The organism is Ruegeria sp. YTSA135 (genome assembly GCF_059610165.1).
The window spans coordinates 1-26,155 of sequence record NZ_JBXWNC010000001.1 but is presented as its reverse complement, the minus strand read 5'-3'; the positions used below and the strand labels follow the sequence as shown (position 1 = coordinate 26,155).

The 26,155-nt window shown below is 56.5% G+C and carries 23 protein-coding genes; 15 read left to right on the top strand and 8 right to left on the bottom strand.

What is annotated here, in order from left to right:
* The first annotated feature begins 24 nt into the window (after positions 1–24).
* Positions 25–705 carry a Crp/Fnr family transcriptional regulator gene (locus AC2FIT_RS00115; protein ID WP_496825521.1) on the top strand — a complete coding sequence of 227 codons (681 nt, stop codon included), beginning with the start codon at positions 25–27 and terminating at the stop codon, positions 703–705.
* A gap of 50 nt (positions 706–755) precedes the next feature.
* On the opposite strand, the gene AC2FIT_RS00110 is transcribed toward AC2FIT_RS00115, so the two are convergent.
* Together AC2FIT_RS00110 and AC2FIT_RS00105 are read right to left on the bottom strand one after the other, a co-directional pair.
* Positions 756–1,862: an acetoin utilization protein AcuC gene (locus AC2FIT_RS00110; protein WP_496825520.1), complete on the bottom strand. Its 1,107-nt coding sequence runs from the start codon at positions 1,860–1,862 to the stop codon at positions 756–758.
* Positions 1,863–1,865: 3 nt separating this feature from the next.
* Positions 1,866–2,981, bottom strand: a complete 1,116-nt coding sequence (locus AC2FIT_RS00105) for an AI-2E family transporter (protein WP_496825518.1) — start codon at positions 2,979–2,981, stop codon at positions 1,866–1,868.
* A 126-nt stretch (positions 2,982–3,107) separates the two neighbouring features.
* On the opposite strand from AC2FIT_RS00105, the gene AC2FIT_RS00100 reads away from it, so the two are divergent.
* From AC2FIT_RS00100 to AC2FIT_RS00090, 3 genes are all read left to right on the top strand, one after another.
* Entirely contained in the window at positions 3,108–3,974 is an 867-nt protein-coding gene (locus tag AC2FIT_RS00100; RefSeq protein ID WP_496825516.1) for a YihY/virulence factor BrkB family protein, read from the top strand.
* On the top strand, positions 3,971–5,872 hold the full coding sequence (locus tag AC2FIT_RS00095) for a cytochrome c3 family protein (RefSeq protein WP_496825514.1): 1,902 nt from the start codon (positions 3,971–3,973) through the stop codon (positions 5,870–5,872). Before AC2FIT_RS00100 ends, AC2FIT_RS00095 begins: the two co-directional genes overlap by 4 nt.
* A gap of 97 nt (positions 5,873–5,969) precedes the next feature.
* Positions 5,970–6,158 carry a hypothetical protein gene (locus tag AC2FIT_RS00090; RefSeq protein WP_496825512.1) on the top strand — a complete coding sequence of 63 codons (189 nt, stop codon included), beginning with the start codon at positions 5,970–5,972 and terminating at the stop codon, positions 6,156–6,158.
* A gap of 1 nt (position 6,159) precedes the next feature.
* On the opposite strand, the gene AC2FIT_RS00085 is transcribed toward AC2FIT_RS00090, so the two are convergent.
* Together AC2FIT_RS00085 and AC2FIT_RS00080 are read right to left on the bottom strand one after the other, a co-directional pair.
* On the bottom strand, positions 6,160–6,876 hold the full coding sequence (locus AC2FIT_RS00085) for an RlmE family RNA methyltransferase (RefSeq protein WP_068331350.1): 717 nt from the start codon (positions 6,874–6,876) through the stop codon (positions 6,160–6,162).
* Positions 6,876–7,988, bottom strand: a complete 1,113-nt coding sequence (locus tag AC2FIT_RS00080) for a Ppx/GppA phosphatase family protein (protein WP_068331347.1) — start codon at positions 7,986–7,988, stop codon at positions 6,876–6,878. Before AC2FIT_RS00080 ends, AC2FIT_RS00085 begins: the two co-directional genes overlap by 1 nt.
* 240 nt (positions 7,989–8,228) lie before the next feature.
* Here AC2FIT_RS00080 and AC2FIT_RS00075 point away from each other — a divergent pair, with 240 nt between their 5' ends.
* The 4 genes from AC2FIT_RS00075 (at position 8,229) to AC2FIT_RS00060 (ending at position 11,503) form a co-directional block, all read left to right on the top strand.
* Complete coding sequence (locus AC2FIT_RS00075; protein ID WP_224888995.1) at positions 8,229–8,525, top strand: virulence factor; 297 nt, start codon at positions 8,229–8,231, stop codon at positions 8,523–8,525.
* A gap of 26 nt (positions 8,526–8,551) precedes the next feature.
* Positions 8,552–9,478: a methylenetetrahydrofolate reductase gene (locus AC2FIT_RS00070; protein ID WP_496826464.1), complete on the top strand. Its 927-nt coding sequence runs from the start codon at positions 8,552–8,554 to the stop codon at positions 9,476–9,478.
* Between the two features lie 9 nt (positions 9,479–9,487).
* The gene (locus tag AC2FIT_RS00065; protein WP_496825510.1) at positions 9,488–10,549 is read left to right on the top strand and encodes a methyltetrahydrofolate cobalamin methyltransferase; all 1,062 of its coding nucleotides are present in this window, start codon (positions 9,488–9,490) and stop codon (positions 10,547–10,549) included.
* A 126-nt stretch (positions 10,550–10,675) separates the two neighbouring features.
* On the top strand, positions 10,676–11,503 hold the full coding sequence (locus AC2FIT_RS00060; RefSeq protein ID WP_496825508.1) for a polyphosphate kinase 2 family protein: 828 nt from the start codon (positions 10,676–10,678) through the stop codon (positions 11,501–11,503).
* 48 nt (positions 11,504–11,551) lie between these two features.
* Here the strand turns inward: AC2FIT_RS00060 and AC2FIT_RS00055 are convergent, their stop codons facing one another.
* Both AC2FIT_RS00055 and AC2FIT_RS00050 read right to left on the bottom strand, forming a co-directional pair.
* On the bottom strand, positions 11,552–12,415 hold the full coding sequence (locus AC2FIT_RS00055; RefSeq protein WP_496825506.1) for a class I SAM-dependent methyltransferase: 864 nt from the start codon (positions 12,413–12,415) through the stop codon (positions 11,552–11,554).
* 24 nt (positions 12,416–12,439) lie between these two features.
* Complete coding sequence (locus AC2FIT_RS00050; protein WP_496825504.1) at positions 12,440–14,485, bottom strand: ASKHA domain-containing protein; 2,046 nt, start codon at positions 14,483–14,485, stop codon at positions 12,440–12,442.
* Between the two features lie 218 nt (positions 14,486–14,703).
* Here AC2FIT_RS00050 and guaB point away from each other — a divergent pair, with 218 nt between their 5' ends.
* From guaB to AC2FIT_RS00035, 3 genes are all read left to right on the top strand, one after another.
* Positions 14,704–16,152: an IMP dehydrogenase gene (gene guaB, locus AC2FIT_RS00045; RefSeq protein WP_496825503.1), complete on the top strand. Its 1,449-nt coding sequence runs from the start codon at positions 14,704–14,706 to the stop codon at positions 16,150–16,152.
* 96 nt (positions 16,153–16,248) lie between these two features.
* On the top strand, positions 16,249–17,406 hold the full coding sequence (locus tag AC2FIT_RS00040; RefSeq protein ID WP_496826462.1) for an RsmB/NOP family class I SAM-dependent RNA methyltransferase: 1,158 nt from the start codon (positions 16,249–16,251) through the stop codon (positions 17,404–17,406).
* Between the two features lie 104 nt (positions 17,407–17,510).
* Positions 17,511–19,802, top strand: a complete 2,292-nt coding sequence (locus AC2FIT_RS00035) for an ATP-binding protein (RefSeq protein WP_496825502.1) — start codon at positions 17,511–17,513, stop codon at positions 19,800–19,802.
* Here the strand turns inward: AC2FIT_RS00035 and AC2FIT_RS00030 are convergent.
* Complete coding sequence (locus AC2FIT_RS00030; protein ID WP_496825500.1) at positions 19,799–20,392, bottom strand: gamma-glutamyl kinase; 594 nt, start codon at positions 20,390–20,392, stop codon at positions 19,799–19,801. The genes AC2FIT_RS00035 and AC2FIT_RS00030 overlap by 4 nt on opposite strands.
* Positions 20,393–20,584: 192 nt before the next feature.
* Between AC2FIT_RS00030 and recA the strand changes: the two genes are divergently transcribed.
* The 4 genes from recA (at position 20,585) to AC2FIT_RS00010 (ending at position 25,728) form a co-directional block, all read left to right on the top strand.
* Positions 20,585–21,652, top strand: a complete 1,068-nt coding sequence (recA, locus tag AC2FIT_RS00025) for a recombinase RecA (RefSeq protein WP_068331329.1) — start codon at positions 20,585–20,587, stop codon at positions 21,650–21,652.
* A gap of 138 nt (positions 21,653–21,790) precedes the next feature.
* On the top strand, positions 21,791–24,460 hold the full coding sequence (gene alaS, locus AC2FIT_RS00020) for an alanine--tRNA ligase (protein WP_496825499.1): 2,670 nt from the start codon (positions 21,791–21,793) through the stop codon (positions 24,458–24,460).
* 1 nt (position 24,461) lies between these two features.
* Entirely contained in the window at positions 24,462–24,749 is a 288-nt protein-coding gene (locus AC2FIT_RS00015) for a DUF1330 domain-containing protein (RefSeq protein ID WP_496825497.1), read from the top strand.
* Positions 24,750–25,062: 313 nt separating this feature from the next.
* Positions 25,063–25,728 (top strand): transglutaminase-like cysteine peptidase, encoded by a 666-nt coding sequence (locus tag AC2FIT_RS00010; RefSeq protein WP_496825496.1) that lies wholly within the window; start codon positions 25,063–25,065, stop codon positions 25,726–25,728.
* A gap of 157 nt (positions 25,729–25,885) precedes the next feature.
* Here the strand turns inward: AC2FIT_RS00010 and AC2FIT_RS00005 are convergent.
* The coding region (locus tag AC2FIT_RS00005) for a hypothetical protein (protein ID WP_496825495.1) at positions 25,886–26,155 on the bottom strand (270 nt) is incomplete at its 5' end.

Genomic DNA, 26,155 nt, shown 5'->3' with positions numbered 1-26,155 from the left:
ATATGATGATATTGAAGTATAGTAATGTTGGACAAAGGGTATAACCAAAAGCTTTTTCAAGAGGGTCGTTGGTTCAGCCGACGCTCTGAACGTTTTCAGCGGGACTTGCTGGAATGCGGGATCCCAAAGACCTTCGACGCTTGGGAAACGCTCTACCATTACGGTGATCCCGCAAACGGTATATTTGCTGTTCTCAACGGTGGCGTTCAGATCACCGCCCCGGCTGATGACGGGCAGGAGTTTGTGTTGCACCGCGAAGGGGCGGGGTTCTGGATCGGTGACCTGGCCTTGTTCGCCGACGCCCCACGCCTTGTCAGTATCGTAACAACTCAGGAAACAGACACCCTGTTTTTTCCCAACTCGCGGGTGGCGAAAATTGTCAAAGCCAATCCGCACTATGTTCGAGAATTCTATGCGCTCACTCAGGAAAACATGCAGACAGCGCTGCGAATAATGGCAAATCTGGCCGTCACCGGCAGTGAAAAAAGGCTTGTGTTGCGGCTGCTGCATCTTGATGAAGGAACAAGCAAACAGGGTGGCTGGATCATAGTGAGCCAGGAAGAGCTGGCCGGGATGATTGCCGTGTCGCAACCCACTTTGCACCGCAGCTTGCACCGCCTTGCGGATTTGGGTCTGATCGAACTTGGCTATGGGCGGTTGCGTTTGTTAGACAAGCAAGCGCTAATTGCGAGTTGTCAGACCTAGTCGGCGAAGTTACGGCGGTGGAAGTGCTTGCGGCTCTTACCACCCCACTGTCAAATCCGATCGGCCAGAAATTTTAGATCGCTCCGCACCTCCGCGCGTATTTCCCCGTGGTTTGGTGCATCGCGCAACGTTTCGAACCAGTGTCGGTGTGGTTGTTTGCCAGCCACGCGGTTCCATTTCAGGGCACTCAGAACGGCTTGAGCACTGGGGTCCAGAACGCCCGGAATGTCGATCCTGTTCAATGTTGCCCACACGCCGACCCAAAGCCGCGCGACAGACCATGGATTATAACCGCCACCGCCCAGGACAAGCAACCGGGGTGCCACATCACGTATTTGGGTGACAGCATGCCAATGGGCGTTGTTTGACAAGGTCAAACGCGACAGCGGGTCTTCTGCCACGGCATCAGCACCGCATTGCAGAACGATGGCCTGAGGGTTGAACGACACGGTGGCGGGCAGGATCAACTGGTCGAGTATGGCATAGAACTCATCGTCATTCAGATTGCGCGCGACTGGCAGATTGAAGGCAGCCCCGCCCGCATCGTTGTCCAGAGTGCCGCTGAATGGCCATCGGCGCGCCTCGTGAAGCGAAATCATGCGGACCTTTGTTGAACCTTTGAAGGCGGCTTCGACCCCGTCACAATGATGCGCGTCGATATCGATGTAGACGATGCGATCGAGCCCGGCATTTAGCAGGGTCAGGATCGCCAACACCGGGTCATTCAGATAACAAAACCCATTTGCCCGGTTAGCAAGGCCATGATGTGTACCGCCTGCCGGGTTGTAGACGATGCCTTTGTCGCGGATCAGTTCGGCACCTAGCATCGAGCCGCCTGCAGCGGTCGCGGGGCGCCGGTACATTTCAGGAAAAACAGGATTCGACAGGGTGCCCAGCGCGTATTTCTGCCGCGTTTCGTCCGACACTGCCTGATCTCTCTCGGCCTGTTGCAAGGCGGCGATATAGTCTGGCGTGTGAAATGCCATGAGCGCAGAGGGCTTTGCGCAAGGACTGACACGATAGTTCAAAGGCGTTAACCATCCCTGCGCCCTGCACAGGTCAATAACGGTCGACACGCGTGGGATCGCCAAGGGGTGCTTCGATCCATAGGTCGATTTGCGGTAAATCTCTGATCCGATGAATAGGGGCGCGCGCATTATCTAGCCAGCAGATTCGGGGCGGGTTTCATCGCCCAGCCTTCCATCAAGAGACATCATGATTGCAAGTGGGCGGAGCGCTGGAATGTGGCTGAACACGATCAGGATACAAACGGTCAGCGGTACGCTCAGGAATGCTCCGATCAGCCCCCAGATCGTGGTCCAGAACATAAGCGCCAAGATGACCAGGAAGGTCGACATGTTCAGCGAACGACCCAACAGGGCAGGGTCCAGAAAATTACCGATCACAAATTGAATGGTGCCACAGCCGAGTACGATCACCAGAAACGGCACGATACTTTCGAACTGAACCAGAGCGATCAGAGACGGAAAAACCACCGCGATGATTGAGCCAATGGATGGAATGAAGTTCAACGCAAACGTCAGAACCGCCCAGGTTTCGGAAAACTCAAGGCCCAGCAGCCTGAAGACCGAATAGCTGATGCCAGCCGTGATCAGGCTGATCAGGGTTTTTACCCCGACATATCGTTGCAGGCTGAGCGTGATTGCATCCAGGATGGCGGCAAAATCGGCTCCGGTCTTCGGGTCGCCTGCGGCCAGCCGTAGTTTTTTGCGAAAGGCCAGTCGCTCGGCCATTAGGAAGGCGACATAAAGGCTGATGAGGAAGAACTGGTTCAACAGTGACGTGGCGCTACCCAACAAGACACGCGCGATGTAAGACATATCGATGTTAATCAAGTTGTCGCGGATGAATGTGGTCACGTCATTGCCGACAAAGCCGGTAACGCGGCTGACCGTTTCGTCGAATTGGTTTTCGTAGGTACTGATGGTCCGGGCGAACTGTGTTGCCTGGCTGCCCAGAATATACATGATGACGAACAGCCCGGCCAAAACGACTGTGACGCCCGCGACATTGGCCAGCCAGACTGGCATCGGTGTCAATGCATTGATCCGGTCGCTGAGCGCAATGATCAGAACATTCACCAGCAGCGCCATGGTCAACGGGATCAAAAATGCGGCGCCAGCGTATAGCCCCAGCACGACGAGCGTCGCCACAATCGTCACGTCCCGCACGACGGAGAGTTTGAGCGCGGTCGGCGCTGAGGTGCTGTCTTCGTCCGGTGTCATAGCTTGGCCCGATTTAGGAAAAACGCGCATATGAAAGGCTGATCCTGCACGGCAACGACAGATTAGGCAATGCGACTAAAGATTTGTATTCGAATAATTATGTAACATATGGGATTGCCTGTTCTTTGAGTGCGGCTGACGCGCTAGGCTTTGAATATGAGCGCGCGTGTGATTCCCTATGTTAGCCGCCCGATTCAGGCGCTTTGGTTGGCCTTTGCCCGTTTCGATGCCAAGAGCGGTTTTGTCATGAGCAGCCATGTCGCCATGTCGATGATGTTGGCGCTGTTTCCCTTTGCGTTGTTCACCGTGGCGTTGGCCGGGTCTTTGTCGCAAGACTATATCACGAACGACCTGATCGAGCTGATTTTTGGTGCGTGGCCCAGTGATGTGGCCGAGCCAATCGTGGCCGAACTGCGCGCGGTTCTGGAAGAATCCGGCTCTGGCGTGATCACGTTGGGTGGTTTGCTGGCGGTATTCTTCGCCTCGAACGGTGTGGTTGCTGTCCGGATGGCGATTAACCAAGCGTATCACGACAAAGACAGTTGGCCCTTTTGGAAAACGCGTTTGCTCTGTCTGGGCCTGGTGGTTGCTGGCGGCATCACCATCATGATGGTTGCAGCAGTTGAGGTTGTCGTGCCCGTCTATACGCAGCTTGTGTCAGAGAAGACGGATGTCAATGTCTCGGAATGGCTGTCCGTGGATCGTCTGCGCTGGACCTTCACCGTTGGTGTACCAATAGGTGTGGTGCTTGTTGCACATTTGATCCTGCCGACTGGTCGTCACAAACTTCGTCAAATCCTGCCGGGAGTTGTATTGACGCTGGCGCTGTGGGCTGCAGGTGGATGGGGATTTTCCGTCTATATCGCGCAGTTTGCGTCATATAGCGCAACCTACGCAGGCTTGGCCGGGGCGATGGCGGCGCTGATTTTCTTGTATCTTTGCGCAGCGATTCTGATTCTGGGGGCTGAGTATAACGGCGCTTTGATGGATATGCAGAATGATCCAGAGGGGTACACCGCGTGAGGGCGGTTGCGGTTGTCCTCGCGTCACTGGCACCGGTTCTGACCGTCGCTCAAACGCCTGACTATGTCGGCTCGGACCAGTGTGTCGAGTGCCATAGGGCTGAGGCCGAGGCATGGGCCACATCCCATCACGCCCTCGCTTGGACACAGGTCGAAGATGGCCATGTAGTTGCTGACTTTGACGGCACTCGGTTTGAGCTCGACGGTATGTCGGTAGACTTCAGCGCGGCGGAGGACGCGCTGCAAGCGCGTGTTACCGAAAAGGACGGTGTAACCACGCCCTACGATGTACACTCGGTGGTTGGTATTGAGCCGTTGCAGCAATATCTGTTCGAAACCGAACCCGGCCGATTGCAGAGTTTCGATGTCGTATGGGACACCGAAAACCAACGTTGGTTTCACCTTTATCCCGATCAGGACCTTCCGCCGGATGACGGGTTGCATTGGACCGGTCCATACAAGAACTGGAACGCGCGGTGTGCAGAATGCCATGCCACAGGGTTCGAAAAAAACTATGACGTAGAGACGCGCAGCTATGGCTCGGTTCAATCCGAGATCGGGGTCGGGTGCGAGGCCTGCCACGGCCCCGGGTCTGCTCATATCGGTTGGACACAGGATCAACCCATTTCTGATGATCTGAGCGAGTATGGCTTCACCGCGAGCTGGGGCAGGGGCCGGACCGAGGCCGAAATCCAGCAATGCGCCGGTTGCCATTCCCGGCGCGAGGCGCATGGCGATGGCAATCCACTTCCCGGGACACCCTACCATGACGCCTATAATCTGGCAGTGCTGCGCCCCGGTCTTTATCATCCCGATGGGCAGATTTTGGATGAGGTCTATGTTTACGGCTCGTTCCTGCAATCCAAGATGTATGCGCAGGGTGTCGGTTGTATGAACTGCCATGATTCGCACGGTGCAACGCTCAAGGCCGAGGGGAATGGCGTTTGCACGCAATGCCATTCCCCCGCAGGCAATCCCGACTTTCCGACCCTGACGGGTAAGGAGTATGATACGCCGCTGCACCATCACCATCCGGAAGACAGCGAAGGGGCGCAGTGCAAAACCTGCCACATGATTGAGCGCGTCTATATGGGCGTTGATGGGCGGCGCGATCACAGCTTTCGTATCCCGCGCCCTGATCTAGGGTTGGGTGAGGACGCCTGTACGGATTGTCACGAAGGCGAAGATCAGGCTTGGGCCGCGCAACAAATCGCGGCATGGTTCCCCGACTCGGCGCATAGAACACCGCATTTTGGAACGGCGTTTCACGCGGCCTCAACTGGTCGGGCGGATGGACCGGACGCATTGCTGGAAATAGCGACCAACGCTGATGCTGCAGGCATTGTGCGCGCGACGGCGGCTTACTTGTTGCAGCCGTTTGCATCGGCTGAGGTCGCTGAAAAAACCGCGCCCTTGCTACTGGACCCTGACCCATTGGTACGCGCCAACGCCGCGCCGCTACAACGTCCTGCAGTGTTGCGGGATCAAATCCAAAGGCTTGAACCTTTGCTCTCTGACCCGACGCTGAATGTTCGAATTTCGGCGGCCAAGGAGTTTCTGAACATTCCGGCTCAGTCCTTGGAGCCAGAACAGCAGACGCGGGTGGCGCAGAGCATGGCAGAATGGCAAGGAGCAATTGGCAATCGTCTGGATTTTCCTGAAACCCATCTTGTTTTAGCGGGGATGGCGTTGACGTTCCGCAATGCCCCGGCCGCCGAACGCGCCTTTCGCGAAGTCGTCGCCCTAGATCCGCAACGCGCTGAAGCATGGCCAATGTTGGTACAGTTGGCACAGATCAATCGCGGTGCCGGAGCCGCACGCGACGTACTGAATGAAGGCTTGGAAATTCTTCCGCAAGACCCGAACCTTTTGCAGCTCAAGGCGCAGCTTTTTCCTTAAATCTGCATGTCGCGGCCCGGATTGCGCCACGTTCCCGGCAAATTTCTGGGTTAACGAGGGGGCAAGTTAGAAACCCTATCAGGCCCCGAGGTGACGTATGTCTGAGAAACCGGTCCATACATCGCAACTGCAGAACCCATCAAAGCTTAATCAGCGCATCGCAGATTTGCAGGCCAGGAAACCAAACTACATAAACCACGGTGAGGCGCTGCTGCTGCAACGTACTGCGGCGGATTCGCTGCGCGAGCAATTCCTGACCGGTTATCGGCGTTGGATTGACGACTAGCTCAACCGCGAAAGCCAGTCGCGACCACAAATTTTTCAGAGCTGTTGGATCGGGACGCGGGTGGTTTTACATTCGCAACCTTTTCGAACTTCTGCTTGAGCAGTTTCTGCAAATCGCCCTCGGCACCGCCGGCCAGAACCTTGGCAACAAAGGTGCCGCCTTCCTCTAACACATCAAAGGCGAAGTAGGCCGCTGTTTCACACAAGGCCATGATCCGCAGATGGTCGGTTTGCTTGTGCCCTGACGAGGCTGCCGCCATGTCGGACATGACAACATCCGCCTTGCCACCCAGCCAGTCTTTGACCTTTTGGTCGGCGTCGTCCTCCATAAAGTCCAGCACATGAGTTTCCGCGCCAGCCACGGGTTCAACCTCTTGCAGATCGACACCCAAAACAGTGCCGACGCGTTTACCGGACCGTTCGCCCAGCGCGTTCACACGTTTTACAGCGACCTGACACCAGCCGCCGGGCGCACAGCCAAGGTCGACAACACGCGCACCGGGGACGAGAAAGCGAAACTTATCGTCCAACTCAAGAATCTTATATGCCGCGCGCCCGCGATAGCCCTCGGCCTGCGCGCGTTTGACGTATGGGTCGTTCAACTGCCGCTCAAGCCAGCGGGTCGAGCTGAGCTTTCGCCCGCGCGCTGTCTTTACCTTGACCTTCAGGTCGCGTTGTCCGCGGCCCGAGGTATTCTTGCCAGTCGGTTTTTTCGCCATCAAAACGGTCCGTCTTCCAATACACCGTCCGCGCTCATCTGTGCATAAAGCAAACCTTCGCGCAGCCCACGGTCCGCCACGGAAAGGCGGTCGGTGGGCCAACAACGCAGCAATGCCTGCAGAATGGCCGAGCCGGACATGATCAGGGCTTGCCGGTCATCACCGATACGCGGATCGCGTCGTCGCCCAAGTGGGCCGAGTTCTAAGTATCCCCGTATGACTTTGTCAATCTGATCGCTGGTCATCCGCAGACCGTCAACCTTGGTCCGGTCATAGCGCTTTAACCCAAGATGAGAGGCAGCCACGGTCGTCACCGTCCCACTGGTTCCCACAATCTGAAACCGTTCCCGGGCCTGCTCGTCCTTGTAGGGCGCAAAGTCGGCCAGGTTTTCTTCGAAAAACCAGCTCATAAGGGCAAAGCGGGCTGAGTCGTCTTCGACGTCGTTGAACTGATCTCTCAACGTCGCGACTCCAAGCGGCACGCTAATCCAATCTACGACCTTGGCTGCGGGAAACGGGCTTTCGACCGTGTGAAACCCATTGTGCAAACGCATGATCGCAGCAGGACGATCGCGGCGCGGAACAGACGAGATATCAATCCACACCAACTCGGTCGAACCGCCGCCGATATCCACGACCAACAACTGCTCGGTCTTGGTCGACACCAGCGGCGCGCACGAGATGACGGCCAGACGTGCCTCTTCCTCGGGCTGGATGATTTCAAGTGTCAGGCCGGTTTCGCGTTTTACCTGACGAATGAAATCGCGTGAGTTTTTTGCACGCCGACACGCCTCGGTCGCGACAAGGCGCATGCGTTTGACCTTGTTGCGTTTCAGTTTTTGCTGACAGATGCGAAGCGCCTGAATAGTGCGCGCCATCGAGGACCGAGACAACCGTCCGGTCCGTTCCAAACCCGCGCCCAACTGCACGGACTTGGAAAAGCTATCCACCACATGAAACCCGCTGCCCTTGGGCTGGGCTATTAACATGCGGCAACTATTTGTTCCCAAGTCCAGTGCCGCGTACAACGCGTCTGGATCGGGCCTTGCCGGCGCGGGGCTTTCGACCGCCTTCGGGAACGCGCCCGCACCTTTGGGACGCTTGGGCGCCATCTTCCACGCCCTCCGATTTTCGAGTTACCCCGACCATATGTCGGCCCAATCCAACCTGCAAGACGCTCATTAAGGTGATGAGTATTTTGAGGTGCGCATTTGTTTGTGTTTTCGATAGAAAGCGCAGAACGCATCCAAGGCAAAAGGTCGTTTGAAATACGCCGTGTGTCGAAAACCGACCGACCTTGGCCCATATTGGTGTTTAGAACCGTCACATCTGGTTAGGAGGAATCAAAGGCAATGCCTGACGTCACCATCGTATACTGGCGCGATATCCCGGCCCAAGTCATCGTCGGCAAAGGTCGTCGCGGTGCAAAGCGGCAGTTGGAGGAACGGTTCGAACAAGCCATCGACCGTGCTGCCATGAAGGTGAACGCCAAGGACAGTGATGCCTATCTGGCCGAGTGGCGCAAAGCCGAACCCTTTGCAGTTGAGGGCGACCCGTCCGAGATTGCCGAGGCGCAAGCCCTGCGTCTGGAAACAGAATACGATCAGGACCGTGTCAAGGCACTGATCGCCAATGACGGTTGGGCATGAGCCCCAGATCTTTATGGGAGGCCGCAATGGCTTTGCTGAACTTCAAGAAACGTGATGCGGCTGAAAAGGCCCCGGTAAACCCGACCGTCGAAGCCTTTTTGAAAGGATATTCGATCGAGGTGATGCCACGCACCGCCGAGAAGGTCGAAGATTTTCGCGCACTGCTGCCCGAAGGCACGCGCGTCTACATAGCCCACATCGAGGGCACGCCGATCAAGGACATGGTCAAAACGGCCAAACGGATTGCGGATGAGGGCTATCCGGTCATGCCGCATTTTCCCGCGCGCATCATCAAAGACGCGGCAACGCTGGAAAACTGGATCTCCATGTATCAGGGCGAGGCTGGTGTTGATCAGGCGCTTTTGCTGGCCGGTGGCGTAGAAAAACCGCACGGTGCATTCGATAGCTCGATGCAATTGCTGGAAAGTGGGCTGTTCGACAAGGCGGGCTTCAAGCGTCTGCACGTGGCGGGCCACCCCGAGGGCAACAAGGATATCGACCCGGACGGCTCGACCAGAAACGTCGAAGATGCGCTGCGGTGGAAGCAGAAATTCAGCGAAACCACGGATGCCGAGATGGCGCTGGCTACGCAGTTCGCATTCGACGCCAAACCGATCATCGCCTGGGCAGACGGCCTGAAAAAGGCAGGTATAGACCTGCCGATCCATATCGGAATCGCGGGTCCGGCCAAGCTGCAAACACTGATCAAATTCGCGATTGCGTGTGGCGTAGGCCCGTCCCTGAAGGTTCTGCAAAAGCGCGCGATGGATGTATCCAAACTGCTGCTGCCCTACGAGCCGACCGATGTGTTGACCCAACTGGCAGAGCACAAGGCGGCCAACCCGGACTTTAACATCACCAATGTGCATTTCTTCCCGCTTGGTGGCATCAAGACCAACGCCAATTGGGCAATCGACAATGGCGGCGCTTCGGCAAAGCCAGCTAACTCTTAAGGAACGGATATGACTCGTACAGTCGTAGAATCAAAAACAAAAACCGCGGTTCTGGGCTTTGACGAGCCGTTCTGTGTCATTGGTGAGCGGATCAACCCGACCGGCCGAAAAAAACTGGCGGCCGAGCTTGAGGCGGGTGATTTCTCAACGGTTGAAAAGGACGCACTGGCGCAGGTGATGGCGGGTGCGACGGTTCTGGATATCAATGCAGGCGTTGTCTATAACTCGAACCCCAACCCGAACGAAACCGAACCGCCGTTAATGCGCAAAATTGTTGAGCTGGTTCAAGGCTTGGTTGAGGTACCGCTCTGTATCGACTCGTCCGTACCTGGTGCTTTGGAATCCGGTTTGGAAGCGGCTGAGGGCCGTCCCCTGCTGAACTCGGTTACGGGCGAAGAAGAACGTCTGGAACTGGTTCTGCCGCTCGTAAAAAAATACAACGTACCGGTTGTTGCAATTTCAAACGACGATACCGGGATTTCCGAAGACCCGGATGTCCGTTTTACGGTTGCGAAAACGATCGTTGAACGTGCTGCCGACTATGGCATTCCCGCCCATGACATCGTTGTTGACCCACTGGTCATGCCGATTGGCGCGATGGCAACGGCTGGTCAGCAAGTGTTTGCCCTGGTCCGCCGTCTGCGTGAGGAACTGGGCGTAAACACCACATGCGGTGCGTCCAATATCTCGTTCGGTCTACCGAACCGTCACGGCATCAACAATGCCTTCCTGCCGATGGCGATGGGTGCTGGTATGACTTCGGCGATCATGAACCCGGTGGCTCTGCCGGTGACGCAGAAAAAGATTGCTGAAAAGAAAGAAGCCGTCGCCGCTGCAGGCATCATTCTGCCCGAGGGTATGGACGATGAGACATTCGTTCAAATGTTCGGCTTGGGCTCGACAAAGCCGCGCCCTGGCAAAGAGATGGAGGCCATCCGCGCCGCCAACCTGCTGACCAACAATGACCCGCATGGTGGTGAGTGGATCAAGTTCAACAAAGCGCCCGAGGAGGCCGGCGCCGCTGGCGCTGCTGGCGGACGCCGTGGCGGTGGCCGTCGTCGCCGCGCGTAACCGTTGCAACAGGATGATCACAGGCCGGGTATTATGCCCGGCCTTTTTTATTGACCCTGATCAATGACGTAGAAATTGCGGCATGCGACAATGCTGGGATTCTCGCGGCAAGGATCAGGTTTTGAAATGAAAGAACACACCCCTCCGAAATTGGCGGACGCCGACTTGAGTAAGCGTCTGGAAAAAAAGGTTTATTTTCAAGAACTGGTCAATCTGCAGGCGCACTTGGCCGTGATCCAGCAAGCGTTTTTGTTTCACGGCGTGAAAGGAGTGCTTGTTTTTGAAGGTTGGGATGCGGCTGGCAAGGGCGGCACAATTCGACGGATTAGTCAGGCATTGGACCCGCGCAGTTTCAAGGTCTGGCCGATCGGAGCCCCCAGAAACTACTATCTGAACCGCCATTACTTGTTGCGTTTCTGGGAGCGTTTGCCTCCGGAAGGTGCCATCTCTGCCTTCGACCGCAGTTGGTACGGACGCGTAATGGTGGAGCGGCTTGAAAAGTTCACGCCGGAAAAGCGCTGGCGGGCGGCCTATCGCGAGATCAACGATTTTGAGCGGATGTTGATTGATGATGGCGCAAGGATCGTGAAGCTATTCTTCCACATCTCTCAGGAAGAACAGACGAGACGGTTCACCGAGCGTTTGCGTAACCCGATGAAACGCTGGAAATTGACCTATGAAGATTTTCGAAACCGAGAGCGTTGGGCTGAAGCCAAGGTTGCAGTTGATGAGATGTTTGCTCGAACATCAACGGATATTGCTCCGTGGCATGTGATCCCGGCTAACAACAAGAAATATGCAAGAGTCGCCGCCATGCGAGCCATTGTGGACACGTTTTCGAAGGATATTGATCTGAACCCTCAGCATTTGGACAAGCGTACGTTGGATGCGGCTTGCAAGGTTCTGGATGTTGATCAGTCTCTAATCGATAGTTTGCGCGCCCGGACCGAGTAGGTGCGGCGCTGCGAAAAGTCGCTTTCACCCGAATAACGCGCCGACGGTCTAGCCGGTCTCAGGTCGTCGCGCCTGAAACAGATTGATCAGCGCCGGAATTTCAACGGTGTTTTTGGTGGCAAAAGGTCGAAAGGCTTCAGCCACCGCCTGTTGAATCGCCAGGACGTCTTGGTCGTCGCCTTCGAAAAGGGTGATCAGCCGGGCAGCAGGCCCGATACGCGTGCAGAGCTTGGCGCAGACTTCCAGCGTACTACGAATGTGCAGATGGGTGGGCACTTGGTCTACAACGATTTCGGTCAGCCCAGCGTCCGCCAAGAGACCCGACACCCGATCCTGGTCGTGAAAGGCCAGGGGGCCGGGGGCGTTTCGGTCCATGGGTGGTGGGTTGCCCAATCGTGCGCAGGCCGCGATATGCGGTATCTTGAACCATGGGTTTCCGCTCAGCGGTCCCCAAGCGGCAAAGGTCATCTGACCGCCCGGTCTCAACGCGTGGCCTATGTTGGCAAAGGCCGCAACCGGGTCTTCGAAGAACATGACCCCAAAACGCGAGATCATCGCGTCGCGATCAGCCTCTGTAAACGGATAGGTCTGAACATCTGCGTACTGAAAACCTATGTTGTCCAACCCATGCTCTGCAGCCCGCTGTGCGGCGCGGTTCAGAAACGGCTGCGCCAAATCTGCGGCAAGGACATGCCCGGTGTTGCCGACTATCTGCGCGGCCCTTACCGAGCTTGCCCCAGTGCCGCAGCCGATATCCAGCACACGCATGCCGGGCTGCAGATTCGCGCGCTCGAAGACCAGATCAAGAACTGGTTCAAGCAACTCATCCATTTGCTCCTCATAGGTCAGCCATTTGGCACCAGAGGGCGAGCTTCCCCAGTATTCAGCCTGTTCTTCGTTCGCAACGTGCATGATGACCTCCTGCCAGTGAGGCGACTATGACCGGCGACGGCGACGGCGGCCAGACTTTTCCTCATCCCCTCCGCCCGTGTTGAACGTGGGCGAGGGCAAGCTGACCACCTGCGCCAGTTCCGGGAACGGGTCGGTTTTGTGTGGGATTGCGTTGGCGGCGACGAAATGTTCCTGAAACTTGGGCTCAATCGCGGTTTCGACCTTGGTGATTTCACGCACAACACGTTCAATCTCGGCCCGGGCTGCGATGTTGCACAGGGCGATCCGCGCGCCGGTTCCTGCGGCGTTGCCTGCACTTGTCACGTGGTCCAGCGGCGCGTCTGGGATCATGCCCAGAACCATGGCGTGTTTGGTTGAGATATGGGCGCCAAATGCCCCGGCCAGTACCACACGATCCACTTTGTCGACCTTCATTTCGTCCATCAGCAGGCGGGCACCTGCGTGTAGCGCTGATTTCGCCAGTTGGATGGCGCGGATGTCGCCTTGGGTCACAGTAATGCGCGGGCCGCCCTCGGCGCTGGCATCGTGGATCAGATAGGCATGCGTGCGACCCTCGGGAACGCAACGAGAGGTGCCGGTTTGCTCGGCCGACCCGATCAGTCCGCTTTCGTCCACCAGGCCAGCAATACGCATTTCGGCGACAGCCTCGATGATGCCGGATCCGCAGATGCCGGTAATACCGGTCGTTGCGACATCCTGATAGAAACCTTCTTCGTTGGACCATTTCTCCGATCCGATGACGCGAAAGCGTGGCTCTTTGGTTGCGGGGTCGATCTCGATACGCTCGATCGCGCCGGGTGCGGCGCGTTGGCCGGAACTGATCTGCGCACCCTCAAACGCCGGACCCGTCGGCGAGGAACAGGCCAGAACGCGGCTGGTGTTGCCAAGCAGAAGCTCGGCGTTTGTACCCACGTCAACGATCAGCACAAGGTCATCAGACTTGCCCGGCTCTTCTGATAATGCCACGGCGGCACAGTCCGCGCCGACATGGCCCGCGATACAAGGCAGGATGTAAACCTGCGCACGCGGGTTCATATTGGTCAGGTCCATTTCGCGCGCGGGCAACGAGATGCTCTCAGAGGTCGCCAACGCGAAAGGTGCCTGGCCCAGTTCCACCGGATCCAGCCCAAGCAGCAGATGGTGCATGACCGGGTTGCAGACAAAGACCGTCTCGACAATCAGGTCGGCGTCGATCCCGGCCTCTTCAGCAATCGAGGTGGTCAGGTCATTGATCGCCTCGCGTACGGCCTTCGTCATCTCTTGATCGCCGCCGGGGTTCATCATGGAGTAGGACACTCGGCTCATCAGGTCTTCGCCGAACCGAATCTGTGGGTTCATCAGTCCTGAGGAGGCTTTGACCTCTCCGGTTTCCAGATCGGTCAGATGTGCCGCGATGGTGGTTGAACCAAGGTCGATGGCCAGACCGTAAAGCCCGCTTTCATGCAAGCCGGGCCAGATTTCAACGATGCGCGCGACCGGGTCCTTGTGACCCTTGTGAAGGGCAACCGTGACTTCCCATTTTCCTTTTCGCAGAACCGGCTGCAGCTTGGACATCAGCGACAGATCGGCGGTTACGGCGTCGATTTGCCATTGCTCGCGCAGAGCGCGCTCCAAACGCTCCAAATCGCCGGTGGGTGAGTGCATGTCGGGCTCTTCCACGACAACGAAATACAGCCGCGTTGCCGGGTCCATCGTGATAGCGCGGGCCGTTGCGGCCTTGCGGACGACCTGGCGGTGTACCTGACTTTCTGGCGGCACGTCGATCACGATATCGCCCTGGACCGTTGCCTGACAGCCCAGACGACGGCCCGGTTTCAGACCGCGCTTGTCATCATAGCGTTGTTCTACCGCGTTCCATTCGCTCAGCGCGCCATCCGATACCGTCACGCCGTGTTTGGGAAACTCGCCATAGCTGGGCGTGATCTGACATTTCGAACATATTCCACGCCCGCCGCAGACCGAGTCCAAATCTACGCCCAACTGCCGGGCCGCAGTCAGAACCGGGGTGCCAACAGGGAAATGCCCGCGTTTGCCCGATGGGGTAAAGACAACAAGAGGGTCGGTGGTCATGTCTGGCCTGCCTTTTTGAATTCGCGCGTATGCCGCGCAAGATATGGGTTTGCGCGCAAAGGGAAAGGCCATTCAGCGGCACCTTTGAAACTGTGAGCGTCGTTTTTTGGCGTGGCATCTGTCCGTAGGAGAAAACTAGTTTGGGTCAGGGGCTTTTACTTGGCGTAAATCCATGTAATAGGGTCACCGCCAAACGGGCTTATGCATGAGGGTAGCAGATGCAGATTCGTGAGGCACTCACCTTTGACGACGTACTTTTGGTTCCGGGGGCATCGACGGTGCTGCCTGCCAAGGCGGACACGACCACTCGCGTGACCCGTGCAATCAAGATGAACATCCCGTTGCTCAGCTCGGCGATGGATACGGTGACCGAGGCGCGCATGGCCATAGCCATGGCGCAGGCCGGCGGCATTGGCGTCATTCACAAGAACCTGACAATAGAAGAACAGTCTCGCGAGGTACGCAGGGTCAAGCGGTTTGAATCAGGTATCGTCTACAACCCCGTCACGCTGCGCGCCGATCAGACATTGGCAGACGCTCAGGCGTTGGTGCAGCGGTACAACTTCACCGGTTTTCCGGTTGTTGACGATGGAGGCCGTGTGGTTGGCATCGTGACCAACCGTGACATGCGGTTCGCGACCTCGGACGATACGCCGATCAAGGCAATGATGACCTCGGACAATTTGGCGATGCTGCAAGAACCTGCTGATTTGGAAGAGGCCAAAAGCCTAATGCGGGCGCGGCGTATCGAAAAGCTGTTGGTGGTAGATGGTAAAGGCAAGCTGACCGGTCTTTTGACGCTAAAAGACACCGAACAGGCCGTTCTGAACCCGACCGCCTGCAAAGACCATTTGGGTCGTTTGCGAGTGGCTGCGGCGACCTCGGTTGGTGATGAAGGATTTGCACGGTCGGAACAATTGGTGGATTCCGGCGTCGATATCATCGTTGTGGATACGGCACATGGACATTCGCAAGGCGTTATAGACGCGGTGAAGCGCGCCAAGACGCTGTCGAACGAGGTGCAGATTATCGCCGGTAACGTCGCCACGGGCGAGGCGACCAAGGCTCTGATCGACGCCGGGGCGGATGCAATCAAGGTCGGCATCGGGCCCGGTTCTATCTGTACCACGCGCATGGTGGCTGGAGTCGGCGTGCCTCAGCTGACGGCAATCATGGACTGCGCGACCGCCGCCGGGGATGTTCCGGTGATTGCCGATGGCGGCATCAAATTCTCGGGCGATTTTGCCAAGGCGATTGCGGCGGGTGCATCCTGCGCCATGGTCGGTTCGATGATCGCAGGTACTGACGAAAGCCCAGGCGAAGTGATCCTGTACCAAGGCCGTTCGTTCAAGTCATATCGCGGCATGGGCAGCCTTGGTGCAATGGCGCGCGGCTCGGCGGATCGTTATTTCCAGAAGGATGCAGCAAATGACAAGCTGGTGCCCGAAGGGATCGAAGGACAAGTGCCGTACAAAGGCTCGGCCAGCGCAGTGGTTCACCAACTTGTCGGCGGCCTGCGTGCGGCGATGGGCTATACTGGCTGTGCGACAGTGGAAGAGATGCGCAGAAACTGCAGCTTCGTTAAAATCACGGGTGCGGGCCTGAAGGAAAGCCATGTGCATGATGTGCAGATAACCCGGGAAAGCCCGAACTACCGTGTGATGTAAGCGCAGGTTTTCGTATAATGCGGCGTCCGGAACAGGGCGCCGTTTTGCTATCGTGGCGCAGGTTTCTGCGCCTTGTCTACAACAATGGAAGACACCATGACCCCGGCCGCTCGTATTCAAGCTTCGATAGAAATCCTTGACGAGATAATTGCCGGTATGCCCGTTGAAAAGTCGCTGACCAACTGGGCGCGTCGAAGCCGGTTTGCAGGGTCGAAAGATCGCGCAGCGGTACGGGATCACGTTTTTTCCGCAATTCGATGCAAGCGGTCTTTTGCGGCACTTGGAGGATCAGAGACCGGACGTGGCCTGATGATCGGGGCCGTTCGGGCAAAAGACGAGCCGGTGAGTGACCTGTTCTCGGGTGTGCGCCACGCGCCACCCGTCGTGACCGCAGGTGAGGTGGGGCGTGATTTTGATACGGACGCCGAACGCTTGGATATTCCGGAATGGTTATGGCCCAGATTTCAGTCTTCGCTGGGCAATCAGGCAGCTTCGGTGGCGCAAACGTTGCAACATCGTGCACCGGTACATCTGCGGGTCAATCTCATCAAGGCGGACGTGTCGACGGCTGTCGCGGCCTTGGCTGCGGAAGATATTGTGGCTGTTTCGCACCCGGCTTGTGGTACGGCCTTAGAGGTTGAAGAGGGCGCCCGCAAAATCAGTCAGAGCACAGCTTATCGAGACGGCCTTGTCGAGCTTCAGGATGCGGCCAGCCAGGCGGTTGTCGCTGCGCTGAATCTGCGTCCGGGGCTGCGTGTTCTGGACTATTGCGCCGGTGGTGGTGGAAAGTCATTGGCGTTGGCGGTGCATCAGGACGTTAAAGTGTTCGCGCATGATGTTAACCCCGACCGGCTGCGTGATCTTCCGTCGCGGGCTGAGCGAGCTGGCGCGCGGGTCGAGCTTGTTTCAACGGCAGAGCTTGATCGACACGCACCGTTCGATGTCATACTTGCCGATGCACCATGTTCTGGCAGCGGCTCGTGGCGTCGGGCTCCGGCGGGGAAATGGGCGTTGACAGAGGCGCGGCTGATGGAATTGACAGAGATTCAATCGTCAATTCTGACAAAACTGTCTTCGATGCTGATCCAGGGTGGCGTGCTGGCTTATGCGACGTGCTCGATGCTTGATGAGGAAAACGGCGCGGTTGTTGATGCTTTCCTTTCCGCAAATCCGGCGTGGTCAGAGACATTTCGTAACACGTGGCTTGTTACGAACGGGACCGACGGATTCTTCACTGCACACTTGACGCGCTAGTGCGCCTGAGTTTAGCAACTTAAACGAAAGTGTTCGGCTTCTCTTAAGTGGATATTAACCATATTTCGGCTGATTGGGAAAAAGCCTACTGACTTGAGTTGTTTATGACCGACGCCACGGAATTTTTCTCTGATCCATCATCAAAAAAGACACCCTCCGGCCTGCGGCTCGTCTCGTTGGTCGTTATCGGTGAGCTGCTGATCCTTTCGCCTGTGGTCGGTCTCTTGCCGCAAATGTGGCACACCGGATTCATTGTGGCCGGGGTTTCCATGTTATCGGCTGTATTACTGGTTGTTGTGCGCGGAGTAATTGCAGACCACATTGCGCAGCAGGTGGTCAAAACCATGGCTGTGTTTACGGAACAAGAGCTGGTTCCCTGCGTGATCGCAAATGCTCAGGGCGACATTCTGACTGCGAACCCCGAGGCGCGAACACGCATACGCGCCTTTCCCGGCAATCGGTTGGAGCAGTGTCTTAAGTCCATGTTTGCGAACCCTCCAGCGATATTGTTGCGGCTGCAGTCAAGGGCAGAGATTTACGGCAAAGCGCACGAAGAGGTTGTAACGATCGGGTCAACCATTCCTGTTTCTGTGTTCGATGTAGGCAGCGGGCGGTTTTGCTGGCGTTTTCATCTGGATGTTCCAGGGCAGTGGGATGAGGTAAGTGTGCCGGTTGTCACCGAAGGGCGCAACGGAACTTTGTTGCGAGTAAATCATGCAGCAGCACATTTTTTGGGGCGTCGGCCTGAGAAGCTTCATGATGTGTTTACCAGCGAGCCACGTGAAAAAGACAACCTCACTGAGGTCCAAACGGTAGAAGGCCCGGCTTCTGCCGCCGTGTACGAGCTTGGCCGCTCGGGAATACTGCGGGATTTGCTGATTTTACCGATGGCGCAGGCTGAAAAGGACGGAAATGGAACATCCTTTACTGACCTACCTGTACCTATCATGTGCCTGTCGCCGGATGGTCGTATTCTTGAGGCCAATCGCCTGGCCGTCAAACTGATTGGCGATATCGAGCCCGGGGAAACCAATGTCGATCAGATTATGCAAGCTCTTGGGCATCCAATCCTGGATTGGCTCGCCCTCACAGCGGCGCAAGAGCCGACAATACGGTCCGAGTTCCTGCGACTGACCCGACAGGACAAAGAGGTTTTTGTTCAAGTCACATTGGCTCGTGTCGTGAGTAAGGGACAGGTTTGCCTGATTGCCGTGTTAAACGATGCTACGGAACTCAAGACACTTGAGGCACAGTTCGTGCAGGGGCAAAAAATGCAGGCCGTCGGACAGCTTGCCGGTGGTGTTGCGCATGATTTCAACAATCTTCTCACTGCGATTTCGGGGCATTGTGACCTGCTGTTGCTTAGGCATGACCAAGGTGATCCGGACTATGGTGATCTTGTTCAGATCAACCAAAACGCAAACAGGGCTGCCGCTTTGGTCAGTCAGTTGCTGGCTTTCTCGCGGAAACAAACGCTCCAGCCCGAGGTGTTAGACCTTCGGGATACGATCTCGGACTTGATCCACCTCTTGAACCGATTGGTTGGTGAGAAAATTCGCCTGATCCTCAGTCATGATCCGGTGTTGAAGCCCGTAAGGGCAGACAAAAGGCAGTTGGAGCAGGTGCTTATGAACCTTGTTGTGAACGCCCGCGACGCTATGCCAGATGGTGGCGAGGTCAGGATTGAGACCGAGGTGGTTGTGCTGAACACACCTCTGACCCGTGACCGGGCGACTGTTCAGCCGGGCGAATACGTTACTGTCAAAGTGATCGACAGCGGTGTGGGAATCCCGGCAGACAAGTTGCAAAAAGTGTTCGAGCCCTTCTATACCACCAAACGCACCGGCGAAGGCACAGGTCTGGGATTGTCCACAGTGTACGGAATCGTCAAGCAGACAGGTGGTTTCATTTTCGTCGACAGTTTTCAAGGGCATGGGTCAGAATTTACAGTTTACCTACCCGTCTCTACTCATGCGCAGCAGGGGCAGGCGGAAAAGCTTCCCTCAGCCAACTCACGCAGCGCTCGACAGGGTGAAGGGGTTGTACTGCTGGTGGAAGATGAGGCACCGGTGCGTGCTTTTGCGACACGCGCCTTGCGGCTAAAGGGGTACACCGTGCTCGAAGCCGGGTCCGCAGAAGAGGCTCTGCGACTGCTTGAGGATGGTGCGCTGAATGTAGATGTTTTCGTTACAGACGTGGTCATGCCCGGAATGGATGGCCCAACCTGGGTGCGGAAAGCCAAAGAGACGCGACCAGACGTTCAGGTGATTTTCATGTCTGGCTATACAGAGGGTGCGTTTGGTGATTCTGGTCCGGAAATTACAAACTCGACCTTTTTGCCAAAGCCGTTCTCATTAAATCAATTGACCGAAGCGGTTTTTCAGCAGCTCAACTAACGTGCTGCCTCGTGACAAGCGAATTCTGTCGCATATCTTTTGCGAAATTCCCCTTCAGTCGTGCGCGACAGGAAGAGCTCTCGTTGGGGTGAGACATTTTCTTTCTGCAAATTGATCTGCATGTTCAGCCGGTCTTGCAGGAAGTCCAGAACCTTGCCCTGGTTCTCATACTTAAAGACATGGCTTGCGCCCACACCGTTACTGCGGGTGCGGAAAAACTGGCTTTGGCTGCCGACATCCGCAAACTCCGGGCGGGGGGATCGCATGTAGGCCCGTACAAAATCATCAAAGCTAAGATTCCGCGTGGAGTGCGGATGCCCGATCCGGTCGTCGCGGCTGCGAAAGCGATACCAACTGCCCAGCCAATCCAGCGGTTCGCGCACGACGGCCATGATCTCCATCTCGGTGTCGTACATTTTTCGAAAAATGTTCTGAAAAAAGCGGTCGTAGCGACGGACAGAGGCGTGTTTCAGGTCCGGCGGACCAGTTACCACCAGATCGGCACGGTCGCGCAAGGCAGTATGGTAGGCTGTGCTTCCGGTTTTGGGAACCGCTAAAAACGCAAGGCGTTCCTTATAGAAAACAAGCATTTATTGGCCTTGTTTAGATCTTACTTACCAGAGCAGATTGGCGTAAACGACTTCTTAACACAATTCCCCAACAGTGAGTTTTGTAAGTTTTAGTTGAAATGTTCTCTTTTTGGTCTCATAAGGAACAAGAGGCGAACAAAGCAGCGATTGCCGCCCGATCAAGGGTGTGACAAAAGGGAAGGCGACAGGACAATGGCGGATCTTCTGACAATGAGCGATAAGAAAAACGCAGACAAGCAAAAGGCGCTCGACAGTGCGCTGGCACAGATCGAGCGGCAGTTTGGCAAAGGCTCGATCATGAAGCTGGGCGAAAACGCCAAGCAGGACATTGATGCAAGCTCAACCGGTTCGCTGGGTTTGGACATTGCGCTGGGGATCGGCGGTTTGCCGATGGGGCGGATTGTTGAGATCTACGGCCCGGAAAGCTCAGGCAAGACAACGTTGACCCTGCACTGCATTGCTGAGCAGCAGAAACGCGGTGGCGTCTGCGCATTTGTCGATGCCGAACACGCGCTTGACCCGCAATATGCCCGCAAACTGGGTGTTGATCTGGATGAGTTGCTGATCTCGCAGCCTGACACTGGTGAACAGGCGCTTGAGATTACCGATACTCTGGTGCGATCGGGTGCGGTGAACATGGTGGTGGTCGACTCGGTGGCGGCATTGACGCCGAAATCCGAGCTTGAGGGCGACATGGGGGACAGCAATGTCGGCGTGCAGGCTCGATTGATGAGCCAGGCGATGCGCAAGCTGACCGGCTCAATCAGCCGCTCGAACTGTATGGTTATTTTCATCAACCAGATTCGCATGAAAATCGGTGTGATGTTTGGCAGCCCCGAAACCACGACGGGCGGTAACGCGCTCAAGTTCTACAGCTCGGTCCGTCTGGACATTCGCCGTATTGGGGCGATCAAGGACCGTGACGAAGTTGTCGGCAACCAGACCCGCGTCAAGGTCGTAAAGAACAAGGTGGCGCCGCCGTTCAAGCAGGTGGAATTCGACATCATGTACGGAGAAGGTATCTCAAAAATGGGCGAGCTGCTGGATTTGGGTGTCAAGGCTGGTGTTGTCGAAAAGTCAGGTTCGTGGTTCAGCTATGGCGACGAACGGATCGGGCAGGGGCGTGAAAATGCCAAGCAGTACTTGCGCGACAACAGCCGCGCGGCACTTGAAATCGAAGATAAAATTCGCGCAGCGCATGGTTTGGATTTCGACATGCCCCCAGGCGCGGCAGAGGATGACGATATCCTCGAAGCTTAATACCTTTGAAATCAGTATGAGCGGGGCGGCCTTTCGGGGCCGCCTTGCGACGTTGAGGGCCGCCAATGCTGTGGACTATCCGAAAGGAGGGGGCTAAACCCGTTTCAACACAATATGATTGCGCGCTGAGAGAGCCTTATGCCAACGCTGAACGATATCCGATCAACCTTTCTGAACTACTTTGCCAAGCAGGGGCACGAGGTGGTCGCGTCCAGCCCGCTGGTTCCGCGCAATGACCCGACGTTGATGTTCGTGAATTCCGGCATGGTTCAGTTCAAGAACCTGTTCACCGGGGTAGAAACCCGAGACTATCAGCGTGCCACCACCGCGCAGAAATGTGTACGCGCAGGCGGGAAGCACAATGATCTGGACAATGTCGGCTATACCGCGCGCCACCATACTTTCTTTGAAATGCTGGGTAACTTTTCGTTCGGCGATTACTTCAAGAACGACGCGATTCCCTTTGCTTGGGAATTGATAACAAAGGAATTCGGGATCGATAAAAATCGCCTGCTGACCACGGTCTATCATACCGATGATGAGGCGTTTGAGATCTGGAAGAAGGTCGGCGTACCGGAAGACAGGATCATTCGCATCGCGACGAATGATAATTTCTGGCAGATGGGCCCGACCGGCCCCTGCGGACCGTGCACAGAAATATTCTTTGATCATGGGGATCATATCTGGGGTGGCCCTCCGGGTTCGGCCGAGGAAGATGGCGACCGCTTCATTGAGATCTGGAACATCGTTTTCATGCAGAACGAGCAGTTCGAAGACGGCTCGATGGTCGAACTGGATATGCAGTCGATCGACACTGGCATGGGGTTGGAACGGATCGGCGCGTTGCTGCAAGGCAGCCACGACAACTATGACACCGACCTGTTCAAAACACTGATTGAGGCTTCGGCGGACGTCACTGGCGTTGACCCTTACGGCGAACAGAACGTTCATCATCGGGTCATCGCTGACCACCTACGTTCGACTTCTTTCCTGATTGCGGATGGGGTGATGCCGTCGAACGACGGTCGCGGATACGTACTGCGCCGCATCATGCGTCGGGCGATGCGCCACGCGCATTTGCTGGGTGCGAAAGACCCGGTGATGCATCGTCTGGTGCCCACTCTGGCACAACTGATGGGCGCACAGTATTCGGAACTGGGTCAGGCACAGGCGCTGATTGAAGAGACGTTGTTGCTTGAGGAAACGAGGTTCAAGCAAACACTTGATCGCGGTTTGAAGCTGCTGGATGACGAAGTTGCCGACTTGCCTGAAGGTGCAGCACTGCCGGGTGAGGCGGCGTTTAAGCTTTACGATACTTATGGTTTCCCGCTGGACCTGACGCAGGATGCACTGCGTGAGAAGGGCCGGACTGTGGACACGGACGGTTTTGATGCAGCCATGGCCGAGCAAAAGGCCAAGGCCCGGGCGGCATGGGCTGGGTCGGGTGAGTCTGCGGATCAGGCTGTGTGGTTTGATGTGCTGGATGGTGCCGGAGCGACGGATTTTCTGGGCTACGATACCGAAAAGGCTGAAGGTCAGGTGGCTGCGTTGATCATTGATGGCGTTTTGGTCGACAAGATTGATAGGGGCGGCAGGGGATGGATCGTCGTGAACCAGACCCCATTCTATGGTGAGGCAGGCGGTCAGGTTGGAGACACTGGCGTAGTCCGCCGTTTGGAAAACCGTGATGACGTTGCGAATGTCGAAGACACCAAGAAGTTCGCCGATGGTAAAATCTATGCCCACAAGGTCTCGGTCGCTAGCGGCACTTTGTCGAAAGGTGACGCCGTAGAACTTGAAGTGAATCACGTTCGGCGGACGGCTATCCGGGCCAACCACTCTGCTACGCACCTGCTGCACGAGGCCCTGCGCGAAACGCTGGGCGATCACGTGGCTCAGCGTGGTTCGTTGAATGCAGCTGACCGGTTGCGGTTTGATTTCAGCCACTCAAAGGCGCTCAGCCAAGAGGAAATTCAGAAGGTCGAGCGCGAGGTAAACGCGTTCATCCGCCAGAACTCGGCCGTTGAGACGCGGGTCATGACGCCAGATGATGCGCGAGAATTGGGTGCTCAGGCTTTGTTTGGCGAAAAATACGGTGACGAGGTTCGTGTTGTTTCAATGGGCAAGGCACCTACCGGTAAAGGGCAGGATGGAGAAACCTGGTCAATCGAACTATGCGGCGGCACCCATGTGCGACAGACTGGCGATATCGGTACCTTTGTGGTGCTTGGTGATAGCGCCAGCAGTGCGGGCGTTCGTCGGATTGAGGCTCTGACTGGCGATGAGGCGCTGAGACATCTGTCGGCGCAAGATCAACGGTTAGGTCAGATTGCGGTGGAACTAAAGGCGCAGCCAGACGACGTTGTCAGCAGGGTCAAGTCGTTGCTGGACGAGCGTAAGGCTTTGCAAAATGAAGTCGCTCAGCTGCGTCGCGATCTGGCCATGGCCGGAGGTTCAGGGCAGGGCGGGGCAGAGGCGCGCGACGTGAATGGTGTTCCTTTCCTGGCCCAGGCGCTGACGGGGGTTTCGGGCAAGGATCTGCCTGCGCTGATCGATGAACACAAAAGCCGTTTGGGCTCGGGTGCCGTGCTTTTGATTGCCGATGCGGGCGGGAAGGCGGCTGTGGCTGCTGGTGTTACATCGGACCTGATCGACAAGGTGTCAGCGGTCGATCTGGTGCGGGCGGCTGTTTCTGAATTAGGCGGCAAGGGCGGCGGTGGACGTCCTGATATGGCGCAAGGCGGTGGCCGCGATGCGTCGAATTCCGACGCGGCAATAAAAGCCGCCGAACAAGTTTTGGGAGGATAAGATGCCCGCACTCTGGATTGCCCACGTGACCGTGACCGACAATGAAGCTTACGGTAAATATGCTGAATTGGCTGGCCCCGCGATTGCCAAGCACGGGGGCGCGTTTATCGCGCGTGCCGCCCGTTATGTGCAGTTGGAAGGTAAAGAGCGTCCACGCAACGTGGTTGCCCGGTTTCCGTCGGTCGAAGCTGCCGTTGAGTGTTACAACTCGCCCGAATACCAGAAAGCGCTAGACCACGCACGAGGCGCCAGTGAGCGTGAGCTTATGGTTGTTGAGATAACAGAGTAACAAAAGCGCGTGATTTAGCTGCAACTAAAAGTTGTGTAAGCGGATTTTAGCCAATCTAGCAGGCAGTCGAGATCCTCGGCTGCCTTAAAATTTCCTTGCTCGATTTAGTCTCAATTTTACAATTGGTTACTACGTGAATTGCCGGGTTTCACCGCGCAAGTTCTCTTGGAATTGTGGCCGTGCGCCCTCAATTCTTGCCTGAAATGGTCAAAGTGTGGAACGGATTTCCGCCTTTTTTTACCTGCAACTTCACCTCTGATTGAACAGGCGATCCCGTCGATTGATATTAAGGTACAACAATCTACGGTCCCGTTTGTTTGCAATCGAGTGGGTAAATTTAGATCGGGGAACAGGCATGAAACCGTTGAGCACTGAAGTCAGAGCCTCATTTGCGCACTTGAAATCGCCTTTAGGTCGACTTGTTATCATTTGCGCCCTGGCTGTCGGAGCGATGATTGCAGGCTCGGGCGCGGACGCAAGCGAAGGCCGCTTTATAAAGGCAGTTGCTGTTTCACCTCCACCGTCTGGTGCCCGACAATTGTGCCGGAAGTACAGTTGGGCCTGCGCGACCAGAACGTCTGCGCCGCTGACGAGCCAGCAAGAAATGAAGATTATTCAACGTGTGAATCGTCAAGTGAATGCAACAACACGTTCGGTGACAGATTTTTCGCAGTATAGAACCGCCGAGAGATGGGCGTTGCCGACGTCGCGTGGTGGGGATTGCGAAGACTTTGCCTTGCTGAAAAAGCGCGATCTGATCCGCGCAGGTGTCGATCCCAGCAAATTGCTCATTGCTACTGTGCTGGATGCAAAGCGTAACTCGCATGCAGTACTGATTTATCGGTCGGCGGGCGGGGATTTGGTTTTGGACAACTTGACCAATCAGATCAAGTCTTGGTCCGCGACGCGGTATCTGTTTCTTCGGATGCAAAATCCGCGGAAGCCCAGCGGATGGGTAGGCGTATATGCCCGCAGTTGAGCCCCTGTGTTCGCCCGTATTTTTCTGTCGGTTTCGGGGAAGTTAAGTCAAAACCAAGGGCGACCGACTGGCCGCCCATTTTAGTGTTCTATTGGCGTTCTTTGAGTTGGCTGGGTGACCAGACGTCACGAAACGGCAGCCACGCTCCGCTTTTCGGTTAGAATACTCCGCCGCTGCCAGGTCCGCCCGCGTTACCACCGCCAGCGCCTCCGCCAGTACCTGCACCGCCGGAGTTTCCGCCGTCGCCCTGGCCGTTATTGCTGCCACCGTTTCCGGTGCCGGGGCCGAAGCCGCTAGTGTTGCCTCCGCCGTTTCCTGTGTTTTCGTTGTTTCCGTTACCGTTGCCCGGACCGCCGTTGTTGCCGCCGTTGCCGTTGCCGTCATTGCCACCGCCGCCGTTGTTGCCGCCGTTGCCGTTGCCGTCATT

Excerpts from the sequence above, each read along its gene's own strand:
- AC2FIT_RS00115 (WP_496825521.1), top strand. The coding sequence starts at position 25 with ATGTTGGACAAAGGGTATAACCAAAAGCTTTTTCAAGAGGGTCGTTGG.
- AC2FIT_RS00110 (WP_496825520.1), bottom strand. The coding sequence starts at position 1,862 with ATGCGCGCGCCCCTATTCATCGGATCAGAGATTTACCGCAAATCGACC.
- AC2FIT_RS00105 (WP_496825518.1), bottom strand. The coding sequence starts at position 2,981 with ATGCGCGTTTTTCCTAAATCGGGCCAAGCTATGACACCGGACGAAGAC.
- AC2FIT_RS00100 (WP_496825516.1), top strand. The coding sequence starts at position 3,108 with ATGAGCGCGCGTGTGATTCCCTATGTTAGCCGCCCGATTCAGGCGCTT.
- AC2FIT_RS00090 (WP_496825512.1), top strand. The coding sequence starts at position 5,970 with ATGTCTGAGAAACCGGTCCATACATCGCAACTGCAGAACCCATCAAAG.
- AC2FIT_RS00085 (WP_068331350.1), bottom strand. The coding sequence starts at position 6,876 with ATGGCGAAAAAACCGACTGGCAAGAATACCTCGGGCCGCGGACAACGC.
- AC2FIT_RS00080 (WP_068331347.1), bottom strand. The coding sequence starts at position 7,988 with ATGGCGCCCAAGCGTCCCAAAGGTGCGGGCGCGTTCCCGAAGGCGGTC.
- AC2FIT_RS00075 (WP_224888995.1), top strand. The coding sequence starts at position 8,229 with ATGCCTGACGTCACCATCGTATACTGGCGCGATATCCCGGCCCAAGTC.
- AC2FIT_RS00070 (WP_496826464.1), top strand. The coding sequence starts at position 8,552 with ATGGCTTTGCTGAACTTCAAGAAACGTGATGCGGCTGAAAAGGCCCCG.
- AC2FIT_RS00065 (WP_496825510.1), top strand. The coding sequence starts at position 9,488 with ATGACTCGTACAGTCGTAGAATCAAAAACAAAAACCGCGGTTCTGGGC.
- AC2FIT_RS00060 (WP_496825508.1), top strand. The coding sequence starts at position 10,676 with ATGAAAGAACACACCCCTCCGAAATTGGCGGACGCCGACTTGAGTAAG.
- AC2FIT_RS00055 (WP_496825506.1), bottom strand. The coding sequence starts at position 12,415 with ATGCACGTTGCGAACGAAGAACAGGCTGAATACTGGGGAAGCTCGCCC.
- AC2FIT_RS00050 (WP_496825504.1), bottom strand. The coding sequence starts at position 14,485 with ATGACCACCGACCCTCTTGTTGTCTTTACCCCATCGGGCAAACGCGGG.
- guaB (WP_496825503.1), top strand. The coding sequence starts at position 14,704 with ATGCAGATTCGTGAGGCACTCACCTTTGACGACGTACTTTTGGTTCCG.
- AC2FIT_RS00040 (WP_496826462.1), top strand. The coding sequence starts at position 16,249 with ATGACCCCGGCCGCTCGTATTCAAGCTTCGATAGAAATCCTTGACGAG.
- AC2FIT_RS00035 (WP_496825502.1), top strand. The coding sequence starts at position 17,511 with ATGACCGACGCCACGGAATTTTTCTCTGATCCATCATCAAAAAAGACA.
- AC2FIT_RS00030 (WP_496825500.1), bottom strand. The coding sequence starts at position 20,392 with ATGCTTGTTTTCTATAAGGAACGCCTTGCGTTTTTAGCGGTTCCCAAA.
- recA (WP_068331329.1), top strand. The coding sequence starts at position 20,585 with ATGGCGGATCTTCTGACAATGAGCGATAAGAAAAACGCAGACAAGCAA.
- alaS (WP_496825499.1), top strand. The coding sequence starts at position 21,791 with ATGCCAACGCTGAACGATATCCGATCAACCTTTCTGAACTACTTTGCC.
- AC2FIT_RS00015 (WP_496825497.1), top strand. The coding sequence starts at position 24,462 with ATGCCCGCACTCTGGATTGCCCACGTGACCGTGACCGACAATGAAGCT.